This window comes from Oceanimonas sp. AH20CE76, assembly GCF_039654065.1.
GTDB classification, from domain to species: Bacteria; Pseudomonadota; Gammaproteobacteria; order Enterobacterales; family Aeromonadaceae; genus Oceanimonas; species Oceanimonas smirnovii.
This window is the reverse complement of sequence record NZ_CP155481.1, coordinates 1,930,948-1,947,640: the sequence shown is the minus strand read 5'-3', so window position 1 is coordinate 1,947,640 and position 16,693 is coordinate 1,930,948. Positions and strand designations below refer to the sequence as shown.

Genomic DNA, 16,693 nt, shown 5'->3' with positions numbered 1-16,693 from the left:
CATGGTCAGCCGGACCGTCAGGGTTGCCGGCCAGAGTCAGAACAAGGGATACCAATAAGATAATGAGAAGATGCCGACCACCGCTTTATTCCGTGCTGGCCCTGTGGCTGTCCTTTACTCTTTCGGCCACGGCACAGGAATTTTATATTGAGTTACGCGGGCCAGAAACACGCGAGGCACCTTCCGTTCAGGTTTCTTCGCCGTTACCCGCTCAGGCCCGTCGTTATGGCCCCGTGCGCACCACAGACACACTCTGGTCCATTGCCGCCCAGCATACTCAAGCCCCTGCCACGGTACAGCAGACCATGGTGGCGCTGTATTACCTGAATCCCGGTGCCTTTGTCCGAGGCAATATCAATTATCTGCAGCGGGGCGCAACCCTGACGCTGCCCACACTCAGCCAGGCACAGCAGCGTACCCCCCGTGAAGCAGAAGCCGAGTTTCGCCGTTTAAGTCGTCAGGGTAACCGCACCGTTACCCGGGCACCGGCACCTGCCGCACAGGCCAAACCAGCACAAGCCAGGCCAGCACCCAGACCGGAGCCGGCAGCAGAGCCCGTACCAGCTCCTGCGGTGGCCACACCGCCTGCCGCAGCCAAGCCCGAACCCACACCGGCCTCCAATGGCCTGAGTGAACCCAGAGCGGTGCAGCCTGCCGCAGTCGCGACACCGCCCCGGTCAGCGTCCGCTGTTTCCGGGCAGCCTGCTGCCGTGTCTGAAGCACCTGCAGACAGCAGTGCCGGGCAAGCCGAACAAACGGCCCTGGCCAGATTGCAGGCCCAGTTGCTGGATGAGCTGCGTGAACAAGTCGCCATGTCCAACGAACAGCTGGCCGAGCTGTCCGATAATAATCAGGCCTTGCGCAACCGCCTGGGGCAGCTGACTGCAGAAGTCAATGAGCTGAAACTGACCAGAGCAGACACGGCGGCTCAGCCGGCTGCTGACGCAGACAAGGGTTGGTTAAGCCAGCTGCTGAAGCAGCCGCTGAACCTGGCTATTTTACTGACCTTGCCGGCGCTTTTTCTGCTGGCACTCTTTACATTGTGGTGGCGTCGCCGTACCAGGCAAGAGCTCGCAGAGCAGGATCACACATCGGAACAGATGCTGGATGAAGACACCAATGATTTTGATGACATCTTTGCCGTCGATCTTCCTGCAGATGAGCCCCATCCTGCTGCCTCGGAGCAGCCCGAGGTAAAAGCCGAACCTGAAATTGATGAAGATGCCTTTGCTCGTTTTCTGGAAGAACAGCAGCAGCTGGAAGCACAAGAGGCAGCTGACGAGACGACCGCCGAGCAGCAGGAAGAAGCCCTGTTCGATGATATGGCACAGGCCGGACAGCCAGAGCCGCTGCTGGATGATGAAACCATTGAGCCGGAGCCACAAGAGCTGCGTTTTGACGATGATGCCGCTGCTGCAGAAGAAGTACTGTTTGAGGATGAAACAACGGCTGATCGGGAAGAGGTGTTCTTTGATGATGAGGCGGTCACGCCTGAGCCGGAGCAGACAGCACCGCCAGCACTCGACGAACCATTGGATGAAGCCCTGTTTGACCTTGGTGACGACGAGCCACAGCCGGCTTCGGCCAGCGAAGCACCTGAATCACTGGCTGAGCAGGGCGCGGTAAACAAGGCTGCCGACGAGTTTGACGACATTCTGGCCGGCACCCTGGCCGAGCAGGAAGCCGATGCGCTGTCTGCCATGCAGTCAGACAGCCGTTCCTTTGCCGACGAGCGAGAGCCCATGGTGCGTCAGGAGCTGGACGACTATGCCGACCTGCTGGGTAACAGTCAGGACGTTGATATCGATGCTGATGAAGGCGGCATGGGTGCCAAGCTGGATCTGGCCCGTGCCTATATTGAAATTGACGACATCGACAGTGCCCGTGAACTGCTGAACGAAGCGCTGGAAAAAGGCAGTGAGCAACATCAGAATGATGCCCGCAAACTGTTGCAACGGCTCGACAGACGCTAAGCCAGGGCGGTTTTCTTGTTCACTACCGGCCGCTTGCGGCCGGTTCTTCATTTTGCTGTGGCAACGGTTATAATTAGCCTCTTTTTTTCTTGGAACTGAATATGCGCATCGCCCTTGGCATAGAGTATGACGGCAGCCGCTATTACGGCTGGCAACGGCAGCGGGAAGTTCCCAGTGTCCAGGAAGAGGTAGAAAAAGCCCTTTCAAAGATTGCCGATCACCCCATAGAGGTACAATGTGCCGGCCGTACTGACGCCGGTGTGCACGGTACGGCGCAGGTGGTGCATTTCGACACGCACGCCATTCGCCCCGACGGGGCCTGGACCTTAGGCATGAATGCCAACCTGCCGCCGGACATTGCCGTGCGCTGGGTCAAAGCGGTGCCTGATGAGTTTCATGCCCGTTTCAGCGCCAGCGCCCGTCGCTACCGGTATATTATTTTCAATCATAATATGCGCCCGGCCATTCACGGTGCCGGGGTCAGCCATTATGCCGGTCATATCGACGCCGCTAAAATGCACGAGGCGGGTCAGTGCCTGCTGGGTGAGCGGGATTTCAGTGCCTTTCGCGCCGTACAGTGTCAGTCCAAAAGCCCCTGGCGCAATATTATGCACCTTAACGTACAGCGTTTTGGCCACTATATTGTGCTCGATATCAAGGCCAATGCCTTTTTGCATCATATGGTGCGCAATATCACCGGCACCCTGCTCAAGGTGGGCATGGGCGAAGCCGATGCGGCCTGGGTAAAGCAGGTACTGGAAGGGCGGGACCGCAACCTGGCCGGGGTGACGGCCAAGGCCGGTGGCCTCTATCTGGTGGAAGTGGATTACCCCGCAGAGTACGCGCTGCCGAAGACCATTCCGGGGCCCTTGTGGCTGCCCGACCAACTTTAATTTTTATCAACCCGCAGCCGAATATATGATTTAATGAACGCTGCGTGACAACCACGAACAATGATTAAGGATTTCCATGAGCTGGCTTGAGAAAATTCTCCCCAAGAACAAGAACATCGGCGTACGTCGCCATAATATTCCGGAAGGAGTCTGGACCAAGTGCACCAACTGCGAGCAGGTGCTTTACCGTGCCGAGCTGGAGCGTAATCTGGAAGTCTGCCCCAAGTGTGATCACCACATGCGCATCAGTGCCCGTGATCGTCTCGACAAGTTCCTGGATCAGGACGGCCGCGAAGAGCTGGGCAGCGAGCTGGAGCCGCAGGACATTCTCAAGTTCAAGGATTCCAAGCGTTACAAGGATCGCATTTCTGCCGCCCAGAAGAGCAGCAATGAAAAAGACGCCATGGTGGTCATGAAAGGCACACTGCGTGGTCTGCCGGTGGTGGCCTGCTCCTTTGAGTTTGCCTTTATGGGCGGCTCCATGGCCTCTGTGGTAGGTGCCCGCTTTGTTAAGGCGGTAGAAGCCTGCCTGGAAGAAAACCGCGCTCTGGTGTGCTTCTCTGCTTCCGGCGGTGCCCGCATGCAGGAAGCCCTGATGTCGCTGATGCAGATGGCCAAAACCAGTGCGGCGCTGAACCGTCTGTCTGAAGCCGGTCTGCCTTATATCTCGGTGCTGACCGACCCTACTATGGGTGGCGTGTCTGCCAGTCTGGCCATGCTGGGTGATGTGAACGTGGGTGAGCCCAAAGCGCTGATCGGCTTTGCCGGCCCTCGCGTGATTGAGCAGACGGTGCGTGAAAAACTGCCTGAAGGTTTTCAGCGCAGTGAATTCCTGCTGGAGCACGGTGCCATTGACATGATCATCGATCGCCGGGAAATGCGTGATCGGCTCGCCGGTCTGCTGGGCAAGCTGATGAACCAGGAGCCGCTGGAAATCTGATGCCGATGCCTCGCACCCTGGCAGACTGGCTGACCCTGCTGGAAGGCCTGAACATGGCCCGCATTGAGCTGGGCCTGGAGCGTATGCAGCGCGTGGCCGGCCGGCTGGGACTGCTGAGCCTGCCCTCTTATGTGATTACGGTAGGCGGCACCAACGGTAAGGGCTCCACCTGTGCCTTGCTTGAAAGCATGCTGATGGCCGGGGGGATGACGGTAGGAGTGTACTCTTCGCCTCACCTGCTGGATTACCGGGAGCGGGTGCGTATCAACGGTGACTTTGCTGATGAACAGGCGTTCTGTGATGCCTTTGCTGCAGTAGAAGAAGCCCGGGGCGATACCGCGCTCACCTATTTCGAATTTGGCACCCTGGCGGCACTCTGGCTGTTTCGCGCCAGGTGCCCTGATGTGGTGTTGCTGGAAGTGGGACTGGGCGGCCGGCTTGATGCCACCAATGTGGTGGACTCGGATCAGGCGGTGATCACCACCATAGCGCTGGATCATACTGACTGGCTGGGATCGGACCGCGACGTCATTGGTTATGAAAAAGCCGGCATACTGCGTGCCGGCAAACCGGCGGTGTGTGGTGATCCCAACCCGCCAGCCAGTATTGCCGAGCAGGCCAGGCAAAAGGGCACCCCCATGGCCTTCAGTGGCCGTGACTTTCACTGGCAGCAGCAGGGCGACAGCTGGTCGTTCACCATGGCCGGCAAACAGTTTGACGGCCTGCCGGTGCCGGGCCTGCCGCTGATGAACGCCGCCACGGCGCTGGCTGTTCTGGCTGCCTCTCCCTTCAGGTTATCTGTTGATGCCATTGCTACCGGTTTGCGTCAGGCAAGCCTGGCAGGCCGGCTGACCGAGCTGTCGCCCGGCTTGTGGCTGGATGTGGCCCACAACCCTGAGTCGGCAACCTATCTGGCGTCCCGTCTTGCTGAAGGGCAGGGCAGCATTCATGCGGTGGTGGGCATGCTCAAAGACAAGGATATAAGCGCCACCCTGGCGGCACTGACACCCTTGGTCAGCCACTGGTATCCGGCGACGCTGGCAGGCCCGCGTGGTGCTGATGGCAGTGAGCTGTCGGCATTGCTGAATCACGCCGCTTACTTTGAGTCGGTAATCGCAGCGCTGACGGCGGCACTGGCAGCCAGAGCCGAGGGCGAACGTGTGGTGGTATTTGGTTCATTCTTTACCGTGGCCGAGGCCCTGGCCTGGCACCGGACTCAGCAGAAGGAGCTTTAACGTGGCAACCCAGTTTCAGCATCGTCTGGTAGGGACCATTATTCTGGTGGCACTGGGTGTCATTTTTTTACCCGACCTGCTGGATGGCAAGCAGCCACCCATGCCGGAAGAAGTGGTATCCATTCCGCTCCGTCCTGAGCTGGAGCCGGTGCAGCCGGTAATAACACCACCCGAACCGGCCAGAGCAAAAACCTGGACCATGGAAACGGTACAGGAAGCACCGGCCACGCCGCCCAGACCGGCACCTCAGCCACAGCCAGAAGTGGCTCAGGCACCGGTTTCAAAACCCGCACCCAAAGCAGAGCCGGCACCGACTCCCAAACCCGAGCCCAGACCGGCCCCAGTGGTTAAACCCGAACCTCAGCCTGTGGCACCGGCTGGCGGCGGTTATGTTGCTCAACTGGGCGCGTTTCGTAATGCCGACAACGTCAATGCCCTGGTGGCCAAGCTCAGGGCGGCGGGCTATCGTGTGAATACGACCCCGTCTGTGCCGCGTCAGGGAGAGCTTAACCGGGTCTGGATCGGTCCCGATGCCAAAGCGCGCCTTGAACAGCAGCTTCCTGCTCTGGAACGGCTCACCGGCCTCAAAGGCAAGGTACTGGCCAAATAAAACACTCCGGCGAAAGCCGGAGCATTTTATTTTAGATACACTTCACTGGTTTGGGCAGGCCTGCCAGCTTGGTGGCCTGCTTGGCCGGCCCTTTAGGAAATAGCCGGTAAAGATAACGGCTGTTTCCCTTGTCTTCACCCAGCTCCTTGGCCATGGCCTTTACCAGTGCCCGAATGGCCGGCGAGGTGTTGTACTTCAGATAAAACGCCCGCACAAAATGAATGACTTCCAGATGCTCATCAGTCAAGGTGATGCCTTCCTGCTCTGCCAGCAGCGCCACCATGGCCGGCTGCCAGTCTTCATGATGTTTCAGATAACCCTGTGCGTCGGTCTCGACGGACCTGCCTTCAAATTCAAACATGATGTCTCCTCGTATCGGACACCATTTTACTCAAAGGACACATTTCACTCCATGACAATGCCGATCTTACTCAAAGCAGCAGTGGGGATTACCGAAGCCGACCGTCAAATGCCATGGATGGCATTTGCCGAGCGTCCCATGGATGGGCTTGAAGCGTGTCGGCGGAGTGTAACCGCACTGATGCTTCTTCTGGCTTACAGCTTTCACACATCCTTTGCCAGCTGATACAAATCGTTGACCAGCAGCACCATATTATTGTGCAGCTGGCGCGCCAGTATGTCCTGCTCCTGCTCATTGTCGCCGGCCATGACCGGCAACGGCAGCTGCGGAGGCAAAGGGGTGTGGCTGTCGAGGGCACTGGCTGCGGCACACAGGCGCTGGTTCAGCTCACCGGTCAGTGCCACAGGCAAACTCAGGCCCTGATCCCGGTGTGCACCCAGGGTAGACAAATAAGACAGGAGTGCATGGTTGCGGTAGGCAATTTCAAAACACAGGTTGAGCCAGTGCTTTGAGACCGGCTCCACCCGAATGTTCTGCCAGGCCTGAGCCAGCTTGTTATCAGCCAGATGCGCCTGCTTGCGGGCCAGCCGGTAGGCCAGATTATCCCGGCTGTCGTGCTGATGAGTGATGGCGGCCAGATAAGCTGCATTGGCCCGCATGGCCTCTGCCAGCAGCTGAGGCAGATGCCGGCGCTGCCAGTCGGGCCAGATATACCAGACGGCCACAAACGCCAGGGCACAGCCTGTCAGCGTATCAAACAGCCGGGGCAGCAGCACAGGTGTGCGTGCTGCCTCCTGCAGACTTGCCCCTTGCAGGTTAAAGGCCAGCAACACAAACAGCGTAATAAAAAACACCGCCCAGCTGTAATTGATGCGTACCTGGGTAAAAAAGATAAAAGCACACAGCAGCAGCATAAACAGCTGGCTTTCCACGGCCGGAAACAGCCAGAGCAGGGGCACGCTGGCCACGATACCCGCCAGGGTGCCCAGGGTCCGCTCGCTCAGACGCTGGCGGGTGGCACTGAAACTGGGCTGGCACACAAACAGGCTGGTCAGCAATATCCAGTAACCCCGCTCCAGCTCAAGAGTGGCAATCAGGCCGTAACCCAGCGCAAAGCACAGGCTCAGGCGAACACCATGACGGAACAAAATGGCATTGGGGTTCAGCAAGGCCTTCAGTCGCTCTCCCAGCGGCTGAGAAGGCGGTCTTGCCAGCTCGGCCCGCTGACTGTCTGCCGGCATTGCGCCTGCGGTCAGTTCTTTTGCCCGTAATAATGTGTCATACACATGCTGCATGTTCCGGGTTAAAAACCGCAGCGGGCTCATCAGCTCGGAAGAATAGTGCCGTCGCAAGTGGCTGTAATCGAGCTGATCCTTTAATGCCGACAGCTCCCAGCCAATGCGTTTGTCGAGAACATAAGGCTTGTGGGTGAGAATGGCCAGCCCCAGCCGGTAACAGGCCTCACCAAGCTCCGCCAGCAGCACCTGATAGCCGGTCAGCACTTCGGCCTGATCCAGCGCCTGGTTCAGCTGGCTATAGGAATAATGGCTGGAAGCAGCCCGTTCGTGCATGCTCTGCACCAGTAAATACAGCTCCAGCAGCCGGGCCAGCTCGTCATCAGGCTGCCTGCCCTTTAACCGCCGGTTCAGCATCTGTTTGGTCAGCTCCAGACTGTTGACCAGCTGAATATTGACCTGCGCCAGCTGGTGGCGAAGGCCCTGATGCAGTTCGTTGGGGCTGTCAAAAAAGCGCGATTTGGCCAGCAGATAGCGGGACAGGGCAAAATAACACTGAGCCAGCTGTTCATGCACGGGTTTATAGGGCATGAGCAGCAATATCAGCCATGAACACAGTCCGTACCAGGCGGCACCAGCGGTCAGCCATACTGGCTGATACCAGAAGTGGGGGCTGTCGATATGCCCTTGCATGGCATAGATGGATACCAGCAGAACCCCAAAACCCAGCTTGCCCGCGGCCTGGCCCCAGGCACCGGCCAGAATGAGACAGAAGGTCGCCAGTACTAGTACGGGACCAAACAGCCAGGGTGAGTCAATAAGGGCGGTGACGCCGGTGACGGCCACAAAAAAGCACAACAGGCCTGCCAGCAGTTGCACCAGCCTTGGCCCTGGTCTGTGATCAATCTCGCTCAGGGCGCCGGCCATGGCTCCCAGGCTGAGGGTCACGGCCACCGGCACCTGATCCAGCCACCAGCCTCCCAGCAGCAAACTGGCCATGGCCAGCATCACTTTAAGAGCAAAAAAGAAATGGCTGTCAGTAAAAATGCGTCTCAGCCACAGGCTGAAAGAAGGCATGGCGTTTCTCGTAAAAAAGGCGGCTTGCGCCGCCTTGTGAACCGTTTTTGTATGATGAGCTTAGTCGCGGCTCATACCCAGCAGCTGCAGCAGGCTCAGGAAAATATTAAAGATAGACACATACAGCGTTACTGTGGCTGAAATATAGTTCTGCTCGCCGCCGTGAATAATGGCGCTGGTCTGCATCAGGATGGCACCGGATGAGAACAGAATGAACAGTGCGCTCAGGGCCAGGCTCAGGGCCGGCAGCGCCAGGAAAATATTGGCCACAAAGCCCACCAGAATCACCACAAAACCGGCCATCATCATGCCGCCCAGGAACGACATGTCTTTCTTGGTGGTCAGTACATAGGCAGACAAGGACAGGAAGGTGAGCGCAGTACCACCCAGTGCCAGCATCACGGTTTCAGCCCCCGAGCTGGTGCTCAGGTAGTGATTAAGAATGGGGCCTATGGTGTAACCGGTAAACGCAGTAAAGGCAAAAATAAATAACAGACCCAGGCTGCTGTTGCGGTTACGCTCGGTCAGAAACATCAGGCCGTAAAAACCCACCAGAGTGATGATAAGACCGGGGTGGGGCAGGTTCATCATGGCGCTGATGCCCGCCGACAAAGACGCCACCACCAGGGTCATGCCCAGCAGCATATAGGTATTACGCAATACCTTGTTGGTTTCCAGCGCACCACCCTGTGTGCGAGAAAGTGTGTTGTTGTAACGCATGATCCAGACTCCTTAGGTATCTGACTCAAAAAGACATCAATAAATTTACTCTATTCTGGACATATTATGACCCGAATGTCGAGCCTTCCGTTTCACTGCTCCATGAATGTTTGCCGGTTTATTGGACACTTGAGCAGAATAACACAGATAACAGTTTACAAGGATTTTAAGCCCCAGTAGTATTAGCGCCCGTCAGGAGGGGTGGCAGAGTGGTTGAATGCACCGGTCTTGAAAACCGGCGTAGGTTAATAGCCTACCGTGGGTTCAAATCCCACCTCCTCCGCCATATCGGAAAGCCCGCTGCAAACGCAGCGGGCTTTTTGCTTTGTCTTCTCCATACATGTACTCGTTTGCAGGCAACGGCGGTGTTGCATCAAGCAGTAGTGGGGATTGCCAAAGCCGACCATTAAATGCCATGGATGGCATTTTCGAGCGTTACAAGGAGGTACTTGAAGCGTGTCGGCGTACTCTCTTTTGCTTTCAGCCCTGCGGATATCACCATGAACATATTGCTCGACCATGCCGACTTTTGTGTCATCAACAAACCCGCCGGCATTGGCATGCATCAGCAAAATGATGAGCCCGGCCTGGTGCGCCTGCTCAGCGAGCAACAGGGCGAAGCCCTTTATCCGGTACACCGCCTCGACAAAATGACCACGGGCGTGCTGCTGCTGGCCCGCAACCCCGAGGCCAACCGGCTGCTCAGTGCCCAGTTTGCCGAACGCAACACCCAAAAACGCTACCTCGCCTTCAGTGATCGCAAGCCCGCCAAAAAGCAGGGACTGATCAAGGGCGGCATGGAAAAATCCCGTAACGGCAGCTGGAAGCTGACCCGCAACACCAATCATCTCGCCATAACCCGTTTTCACAGCACCTCACTGGCTCCCGGCCTCAGAGGTTTTGTGCTCAGCCCCGAAACCGGCCGCACTCATCAGCTCAGGGTGGCCCTGAAAAGCATTGGCTGCCCCATTATCGGCGACGCCCGCTATGGCGGCACTGCCGCCGACAGAGGCTACCTGCACGCCTGGCAGCTCACCTTTCACTGGCAGGGCCAGCCCGTTACCGTGACCGCGCCCGCCACCGAAGGCGAGCTGTTTCACCAGTGGTACAGCCCCCTTGCCCAGTGGGCAACCGCGCTGTAGATTACGCTTCCCGCTTTGGTTGCTGTAAGTAAACGTCTTTGGTTACGGTCTCAATGGTATCTGTTTAAAGTGGGAGACTTTCTATGCGTTACTGGATTATGGGTGGCGGCGGTATTGGTCGTGCGCTGGCGGCAACGTGTGCGGAGCGGGGCGACGAGGTCAGTCTGTTCAGCCGTACCGACCCCGGGCTGCCCGGCGTTAGCTGGCATTGCCTCGATAACACCGACGAAGCCGCCATGACGGCCCTGTGCAACACCTTGCCGCTGCCCGAGCGTGTTATCAATACGGTGGGCACACTGCACAGTGAGCATCATCAGCCGGAAAAACGCATTGAGCAGCTGCAACAGGACGCGCTGCTGGAGCACATGCGTATCAATACCTGGCCCACACTGGCGCTGGCCAGATTATTATCCGCCCGCATGGAGCGGCGTCAGCCGCTGTTGCTTACCGCACTGTCGGCGCGGGTAGGCAGCATCAGTGATAACCGCGGCGGCGGCTGGTACAGCTACCGCATCAGCAAGGCAGCGCTGAACATGGCCATCAAAAATCTTGGCATAGAATGGAGCCGGCGCTTTCCGGCTGCCTGTGTAGCAGGGCTGCACCCGGGCACCGTCGCCACCGGGCTGTCAGCCCCGTTTCGTGCCGGCCTGGCTCATGGCCAGCTGCAATCACCGGAGCAGGCAGCACAGCATCTGCTCACTGTCATCGACAGTCTCACACCCGGGCAGTCGGGGCGCGTGTTTGCCTGGGACGGCCGGGAAATTATTCCCTGAGCAATGGTTTTTAACCGGTATTCATCACGTTAAGGTGTTTTTCGCCTTGCTCCATTCACAAAAAACACCCAGCCTGTTTAAGTAACGGTTTCATCTCGATTGGCTAACAGGTGATGTCATGCTCACTCTGACTACGCAAGACATAAAAATGGGCCAGACACTGGCCACCAAAGAGGCGGCCATTATGGCGCTGGCCCAGTGGCTGGAGCAGGAAGGTCATGTCGGTGCCGGTTATGCAGCCGGCATGCTGGCCAGAGAAGCCCAGACCGCCACCTATCTGGGGCAGGGCATTGCCATTCCCCATGGCACTCAGGACAGCCGCCACCTGGTGAAAAAAACCGGCATCAAGGCGCTGCATCTGCCTGAAGGCATCGACTGGGGCGATGGTGAGAAAGCTTATCTGGTACTGGGTATCGCCGCCGGATCCGATGAGCACCTTGAGCTGCTGCGTCAGCTGACCCGAGCGCTGCAGCGGGACGACCTGGCCGGGCAGGTGCGTTCGGCCACACACAGTGAAGACATTCTGGCGCTGCTGCAGCCTTCTGCAGCCGATAACACTCCCATGCTCAGCTGGCAGTCCGATATGCTGCAGTTGCAGCAGCCCGCCGACACCATGGATGAGTTGCTGGCGCAGGCCGCCAGCGCGCTTGAACTGCAACATGAACGAAATGCTTTGCAGCAGAGCCTGCTGCATCTGGGGCAGGGCTGGTGGCTCTGTCAGGTACCCGCTGCCGGCCCGGCAAAGGCTGCCATTCTGACCACACCGGCGCTTATCCATCAGGGGCACAAGGTCTGTGGCCTGCTGGCGCTGAAAACCCATGGCGGCAGCCATAAACAGCTGCTGGCACAGCTGGCCGACTGGCTGGTGGCGGGGCAGGCGGCCAGTCTGGCCAGCCTGAACAGTGCCCATGAGCTGGCGCAGGCACTGAATAACGGCCCTGTTGCGGAAGGTGAGCATCGGCTGGTGGTCACCATTCATAACGAGCAGGGATTGCATGCCCGTCCCGGTGCCTTGCTGGTGCAGGCTGCCAAGCAGTTCGAGGCAACCATTCAGGTACGCAACCTCGACGGCGACAATCAGCCGGTCAATGCCAAAAGTCTGATGAAGCTTATCAGCCTTGGCGTACGGCCCGGCCACCGGCTTCAGTTTGTTGCCAGCGGCACCGATGCCGAGGCGGCACTCAGCGAACTTGAAACCGCCGTTAACAGCGGACTGGGAGAAGGGGTGACGTCGCCGCATTCGGCTCAGCAAGTGCCATGCACCGGGGCTCCGGCCGATCCCGGCGCTCCCTGGCAAGGGGTGGCGGCCTCACCGGGCATTGCTATCGGGCCGCTTTATGTAGAAATGCCGGTCAATTTTGATTACGCCGATGTGGCCTGTGATGCTGCCGCCGAGCAACAGCGGCTGACGCAGGCGCTGCAGCAGGCAGATCAAAGCCTGGCACTGGCAGCGCAGCAAAGCGGTGCACAGGCCCGGGACATCTTATCCATGCACCGGGAATTACTCAGCGATCCCGGCCTGCAAGAAGGCACCCGGCAGCGTCTTGAAACGGGGGCTTCGGCCCCGGCGGCCTGGTGGGCAGAAATTGACTCGGCAGCAGCCGTACAGGCGGCCAGCAGTAACCCCATGCTGGCCGAGCGGGCCGCCGATATCAGAGACATTGGCCGGCGGGTCATGGCCATTTTGTGTAACACTGCCTTACCGGAACCACCCTCAACTCCCTATATCTGGGTAGCAGAAGATATAGGCCCGTCTGATGTGGTGAACATGAACACAGAGCGGGTGCTCGGTCTGGTCACAGCCGGTGGTGGTGCTTCATCGCACAGTGCCATTCTGGCCAGATCCCTTGGCATACCGGCATTGGTGGCCATGGGCAAAGGTGTAATGACATTAGACTCGGGCACACCGGCCATTCTCAATGGTGACAGCGGCACCTTGCTGGTGGATCCCGATAAACATCTGCTGGCCGAGGCAGAGCAGGCACAACAACGCGAGCGTGAACTGGCGGAGCAAGCCTGGCAACAGCGGGAGCAGCCCGCCGTTACCACAGACGGCCATCGCATAGAAATTGCAGCCAACCTGGGAAATACGGCCGATACGGCAGCGGCGGTGGCCGCCGGCGCCGAAGGCGTGGGGCTGCTGCGCACCGAGTTTGTCTTTATGGAGCAAGGCCGTGAGCCAAGTCTGCAGCAGCAGGTGGCGCAATATCAGCAGGCCTTCAGTGCGCTGGCAGGCCGGCCGCTGGTAGCGCGCACCCTTGATGTGGGCGGCGACAAGCCGCTGCCATACTGGCCCTTACCCAAAGAAGATAACCCCTTTCTGGGCGTGCGCGGCATTCGCCTGTGCATGCAAAGACCTGAGCTGCTGGAAACCCAGCTGCGGGCGCTGCTTACCGCCGCCGGCAGCGAGCCGCTGCGCATTATGTTTCCCATGGTGGCGGATATCGCCGAGTGGCGCTTTGGCAAAGCGCTGTTTGATAACCTCCAGGCCGAGATCGGAGCACCGAATGTGCAGCTGGGCATGATGGTGGAAGTGCCGTCGGCGGCGCTGAATGCCGCCCGGTTTGCCAAAGAGGCCGATTTTTTCAGCATAGGCACCAATGATCTCACTCAGTACACACTGGCGGCCGACAGAGGGAATGGTGCCCTGGCGTCTTTATCCGATGGCCTGCACCCGGCGGTGCTCAGGCTGATGGCCATGACGGTGGAGGCGGCCCATGCCGAAGGCAAATGGGTGGGCATGTGTGGTGAGCTGGGGGCCGATCCTCAGGCGCTGCCGATATTACTCGGGCTGGGTCTTGATGAAATCTCGGTCAGTCCCAAACGGCTGCCGCGGGTCAAGGCCCGGGTGCGTGAGTTCAGCCTGAGCCAGTGCAAACAACTGGCCGCCCGCGCCCTTACGGCAGACAGTGCCGGAGCCGTGCGGGCACTGACAGGAGCAACACCATGAGTGTACTGACCCTTACCCTGAATCCGGCGCTGGATTTAACCGTGTCATTGGCCCGGCTGACGGCCGGTCAGGTCAATATGGCCCATTCCGGGCATCTGGGGCCGGCAGGCAAGGGCATTAATGTGGCCCGGGTGCTCAGTGAACTGGGGCACCGCCCCGTGGTCAGCGGTTTTCTTGGCAGGGACAATGAGTCAGCTTTTTGCACCCTGTTTGAACAGCACGGCATGCAGGATGAATTTATACGCCTGGCCGGCAATACCCGGATTAATGTCAAAGTCAGCGAACAGGACGGCCGTATCACTGATATTAATCTGCCCGGGCTCAGCCCTCACCCGGCAGACGTTGCCCGGCTGCAGAGCACACTGACAGCCCTGTCCGGACGCTGTCAGTATCTGATAGTAGCCGGCAGCCTGCCTGCCTGCGTCAGCCCCGGCTGGCTTGAACAGCTGCTCACCCAATGGCGACAGCAGGGCAAAGATGTGTGGCTGGATACCAGCGGTGAGGCACTGAAAACCGGCGTGCAGGCATTGCCCGGCCTGATTAAACCCAATCTTGATGAGCTGGCCCAGCTGGCAGGCCGTCGCATTAAGAATGAACAGGCCCTGATCAGCTGTGCCCGTCAGCTTCAGCAAAGCGGTATCAAGGACGTCGTGGTGTCGGCCGGCGCTGACGGCGTTTACTGGTTTGGCAGTGAAGGAGACTGGCGGGGCCGGGTGCCGGCAGTCAATATCGTCAGCACTGTGGGGGCCGGTGACTCACTGGTGGCCGGCCTGTGTGCCGGCAGACTGGAAGGCCTGAAGGCCCCCGACAATCTGCGCCGGGCCATGGCGCTGTCACTGATGGCCGTTACTCAGATAGGGGTAGGTATTTACTGCAACGATACCTTTGCCGGTTTTCAGCAAGCGATTCAGATAACCCCTTTTGATCATGGGAGCCGTACATGAACATTCTGATCATCACCGCCTGTCCCAGTGGCATGGCAAGCAGTTACATGGCGGCCCGTTTGCTGGAGCAGGCTGCGCATGAACTGGGCTGGCAGGCATGGGTGGAATGTCACAGCCCGCTGGTGCCCGGCAAGGCCTTTACCCGTGAGCAGATTGATGCTGCTGAACTGGTGGTGGTGGCTGCCAGTACCGAGCCGGACTTGTCCCGTTTTGCCGGCAAGGCCGGTTTTATCGACACGCTGCAGCCGGCACTGAACGATCCCAAAGGCTGGTTGCAGCAGGCCGCTGCGCAGGCTGCCCCGCTGTCAGCGCCGGTCACCTCATCTTCAGCCCGGCCCGCCCGGCTGGTGGCCATTACTGCCTGCCCTACCGGTGTGGCCCATACCTTTATGTCGGCAGAGGCCCTGACCAATACCGCCGAGCAGCTCGGGCACCGCATTAAGGTAGAAACACAAGGCTCGGTTGGCGCGCAAAATGCGCTTAGTGCCGATGATATTGCCCAGGCCGACTGTGTCATCGTGGCCGCCGACATAGATGTTAATCTCAGCCGCTTTAACGGCAAGCGGCTGTACCGCACCAGTACGGGCGCTGCGCTGAAAAAGCCGGAACAAACCATAGCGGCGGCATTAAGTGAGGCCAGCATCTGGCAGGGCAGCCAGTCGCAAGGTGCTGCTCCTCAGGATGAAAAAGCCCCCGGGCCGTATCAGCACCTGCTCACCGGTGTGTCTTTTATGCTGCCCATGGTGGTGGCCGGCGGCCTGATTATTGCGCTGTCTTTTATTTTTGGCATAGAAGCGTTTAAAGAAGAAGGCACCCTGGCAGCCGCACTGATGCAAATTGGCGGTGACGCCGCCTTTGCCCTCATGATACCGGTGCTGGCGGGTTACATTGCCTATTCCATTGCCGACCGGCCCGGTATCGCTCCCGGCATGATTGGCGGCATGCTGGCCAGCTCTCTCGGGGCCGGCTTTATCGGCGGTATTATTGCCGGCTTTCTGGCGGGTTACAGTGCCCGCACGCTGGCCCGGCATATTCCCATGCCCCACAGTCTGGAGTCATTAAAGCCCATACTGGTGATTCCGCTGTTTGCCAGTCTGTTTACCGGTCTGGTCATGATTTATGTGGTAGGTGGCCCTGTGGCCGGCATCATGGCGGTCATGACCGAATTTCTGAATAACATGGGCTCGGCCAATGCGGTGCTGCTGGGCATTATTATTGGTGCCATGATGTGCTTTGACATGGGCGGCCCGGTCAATAAGGCAGCCTATGCCTTTTCCGTGGGGCTTTTGGCTTCCCAAACCTATGGTCCCATGGCAGCGGCCATGGCCGCGGGCATGGTGCCGGCACTGGGCATGGGCATTGCCACCTTTCTGGCGCGCAGCAAATTCAATCCTGCCGAGCGGGAAGCGGGCAAGGCGTCCTTTGTGCTGGGGCTGTGTTTTATTTCCGAAGGGGCCATTCCTTTTGCCGCCCGGGATCCGTTACGGGTGATCCCCAGCTGCATGGCGGGCGGTGCCCTGACCGGCGCTCTGTCCATGCTGTTCGGTGCCAAACTGCTGGCCCCTCACGGGGGTGTCTTTGTGTTTTTCATTCCCAATGCCATTAGTCAGCTGGGCTGGTATGTGGTGGCTATTACCGCCGGAGCCGTGCTCAGCGGAGTCATTTATTCCGTGGTTAAACGAAGTGATGCTCACATGCTGGCCCCGGCAGACACCCGCTGACGCAGGCCTGTTGTTTGTGTGAGTTAAATCAACTTTTAAAGGTGTTTTGTTCAATTTTTGTCAACTTATTGGTCTCTTGTGTTGGTTTTGTGTGGTTTTTTGAAGCATTTTGCGGAATT

General features: G+C 58.7%; 13 protein-coding genes and 1 tRNA gene. 11 read left to right on the top strand and 3 right to left on the bottom strand.

The annotated features are described in order from the left end of the window. The first annotated feature begins 62 nt into the window (after positions 1-62). The 5 genes from N2M06_RS09455 to dedD all read left to right on the top strand — a co-directional run bounded on the left by N2M06_RS09455 (position 63) and on the right by dedD (position 5,651). Positions 63-1,973: a FimV/HubP family polar landmark protein gene (locus N2M06_RS09455; protein WP_346350632.1), complete on the top strand. Its 1,911-nt coding sequence runs from the start codon at positions 63-65 to the stop codon at positions 1,971-1,973. Positions 1,974-2,074: 101 nt separating this feature from the next. Continuing rightward, complete coding sequence (truA, locus tag N2M06_RS09450; protein ID WP_019934845.1) at positions 2,075-2,866, top strand: tRNA pseudouridine(38-40) synthase TruA; 792 nt, start codon at positions 2,075-2,077, stop codon at positions 2,864-2,866. A gap of 76 nt (positions 2,867-2,942) precedes the next feature. Beyond that, a complete protein-coding gene (accD, locus tag N2M06_RS09445) occupies positions 2,943-3,806 on the top strand; it encodes an acetyl-CoA carboxylase, carboxyltransferase subunit beta (RefSeq protein WP_019934844.1) in 864 nt (287 codons plus the stop codon). Beyond that, positions 3,806-5,041, top strand: a complete 1,236-nt coding sequence (folC, locus tag N2M06_RS09440) for a bifunctional tetrahydrofolate synthase/dihydrofolate synthase (protein WP_346350631.1) — start codon at positions 3,806-3,808, stop codon at positions 5,039-5,041. The genes accD and folC overlap by 1 nt, the downstream gene beginning before the upstream one ends. Position 5,042: 1 nt before the next feature. Beyond that, complete coding sequence (gene dedD, locus N2M06_RS09435; RefSeq protein ID WP_317075035.1) at positions 5,043-5,651, top strand: cell division protein DedD; 609 nt, start codon at positions 5,043-5,045, stop codon at positions 5,649-5,651. A 31-nt stretch (positions 5,652-5,682) separates the two neighbouring features. On the opposite strand, the gene N2M06_RS09430 is transcribed toward dedD, so the two are convergent. The 3 genes from N2M06_RS09430 to N2M06_RS09420 all read right to left on the bottom strand — a co-directional run bounded on the left by N2M06_RS09430 (position 5,683) and on the right by N2M06_RS09420 (position 9,044). Further along, positions 5,683-6,012 carry a TusE/DsrC/DsvC family sulfur relay protein gene (locus N2M06_RS09430; RefSeq protein ID WP_019934841.1) on the bottom strand — a complete coding sequence of 110 codons (330 nt, stop codon included), beginning with the start codon at positions 6,010-6,012 and terminating at the stop codon, positions 5,683-5,685. A 203-nt stretch (positions 6,013-6,215) separates the two neighbouring features. Beyond that, positions 6,216-8,324: a YccS family putative transporter gene (gene yccS / locus N2M06_RS09425; protein WP_317075034.1), complete on the bottom strand. Its 2,109-nt coding sequence runs from the start codon at positions 8,322-8,324 to the stop codon at positions 6,216-6,218. A 60-nt stretch (positions 8,325-8,384) separates the two neighbouring features. After that, positions 8,385-9,044 (bottom strand): Bax inhibitor-1/YccA family protein, encoded by a 660-nt coding sequence (locus N2M06_RS09420; RefSeq protein WP_019934839.1) that lies wholly within the window; start codon positions 9,042-9,044, stop codon positions 8,385-8,387. A gap of 195 nt (positions 9,045-9,239) precedes the next feature. Here N2M06_RS09420 and N2M06_RS09415 point away from each other — a divergent pair. The 6 genes from N2M06_RS09415 to N2M06_RS09390 all read left to right on the top strand — a co-directional run bounded on the left by N2M06_RS09415 (position 9,240) and on the right by N2M06_RS09390 (position 16,574). After that, positions 9,240-9,330 (top strand) — tRNA-Ser (locus N2M06_RS09415). Positions 9,331-9,544: 214 nt separating this feature from the next. Further along, on the top strand, positions 9,545-10,186 hold the full coding sequence (locus tag N2M06_RS09410) for a TIGR01621 family pseudouridine synthase (RefSeq protein ID WP_346350630.1): 642 nt from the start codon (positions 9,545-9,547) through the stop codon (positions 10,184-10,186). A gap of 83 nt (positions 10,187-10,269) precedes the next feature. Continuing rightward, positions 10,270-10,959 carry an SDR family NAD(P)-dependent oxidoreductase gene (locus N2M06_RS09405; protein WP_317075032.1) on the top strand — a complete coding sequence of 230 codons (690 nt, stop codon included), beginning with the start codon at positions 10,270-10,272 and terminating at the stop codon, positions 10,957-10,959. A gap of 118 nt (positions 10,960-11,077) precedes the next feature. After that, positions 11,078-13,909, top strand: a complete 2,832-nt coding sequence (ptsP, locus tag N2M06_RS09400) for a phosphoenolpyruvate--protein phosphotransferase (RefSeq protein ID WP_346350629.1) — start codon at positions 11,078-11,080, stop codon at positions 13,907-13,909. Continuing rightward, positions 13,906-14,853, top strand: coding sequence for a 1-phosphofructokinase (gene pfkB, locus N2M06_RS09395; RefSeq protein WP_346350628.1), 948 nt, complete (start codon positions 13,906-13,908; stop codon positions 14,851-14,853). Before ptsP ends, pfkB begins: the two co-directional genes overlap by 4 nt. Then, positions 14,850-16,574, top strand: coding sequence for a PTS fructose-like transporter subunit IIB (locus N2M06_RS09390; protein WP_346350627.1), 1,725 nt, complete (start codon positions 14,850-14,852; stop codon positions 16,572-16,574). Before pfkB ends, N2M06_RS09390 begins: the two co-directional genes overlap by 4 nt. Positions 16,575-16,693: the final 119 nt, after the last annotated feature.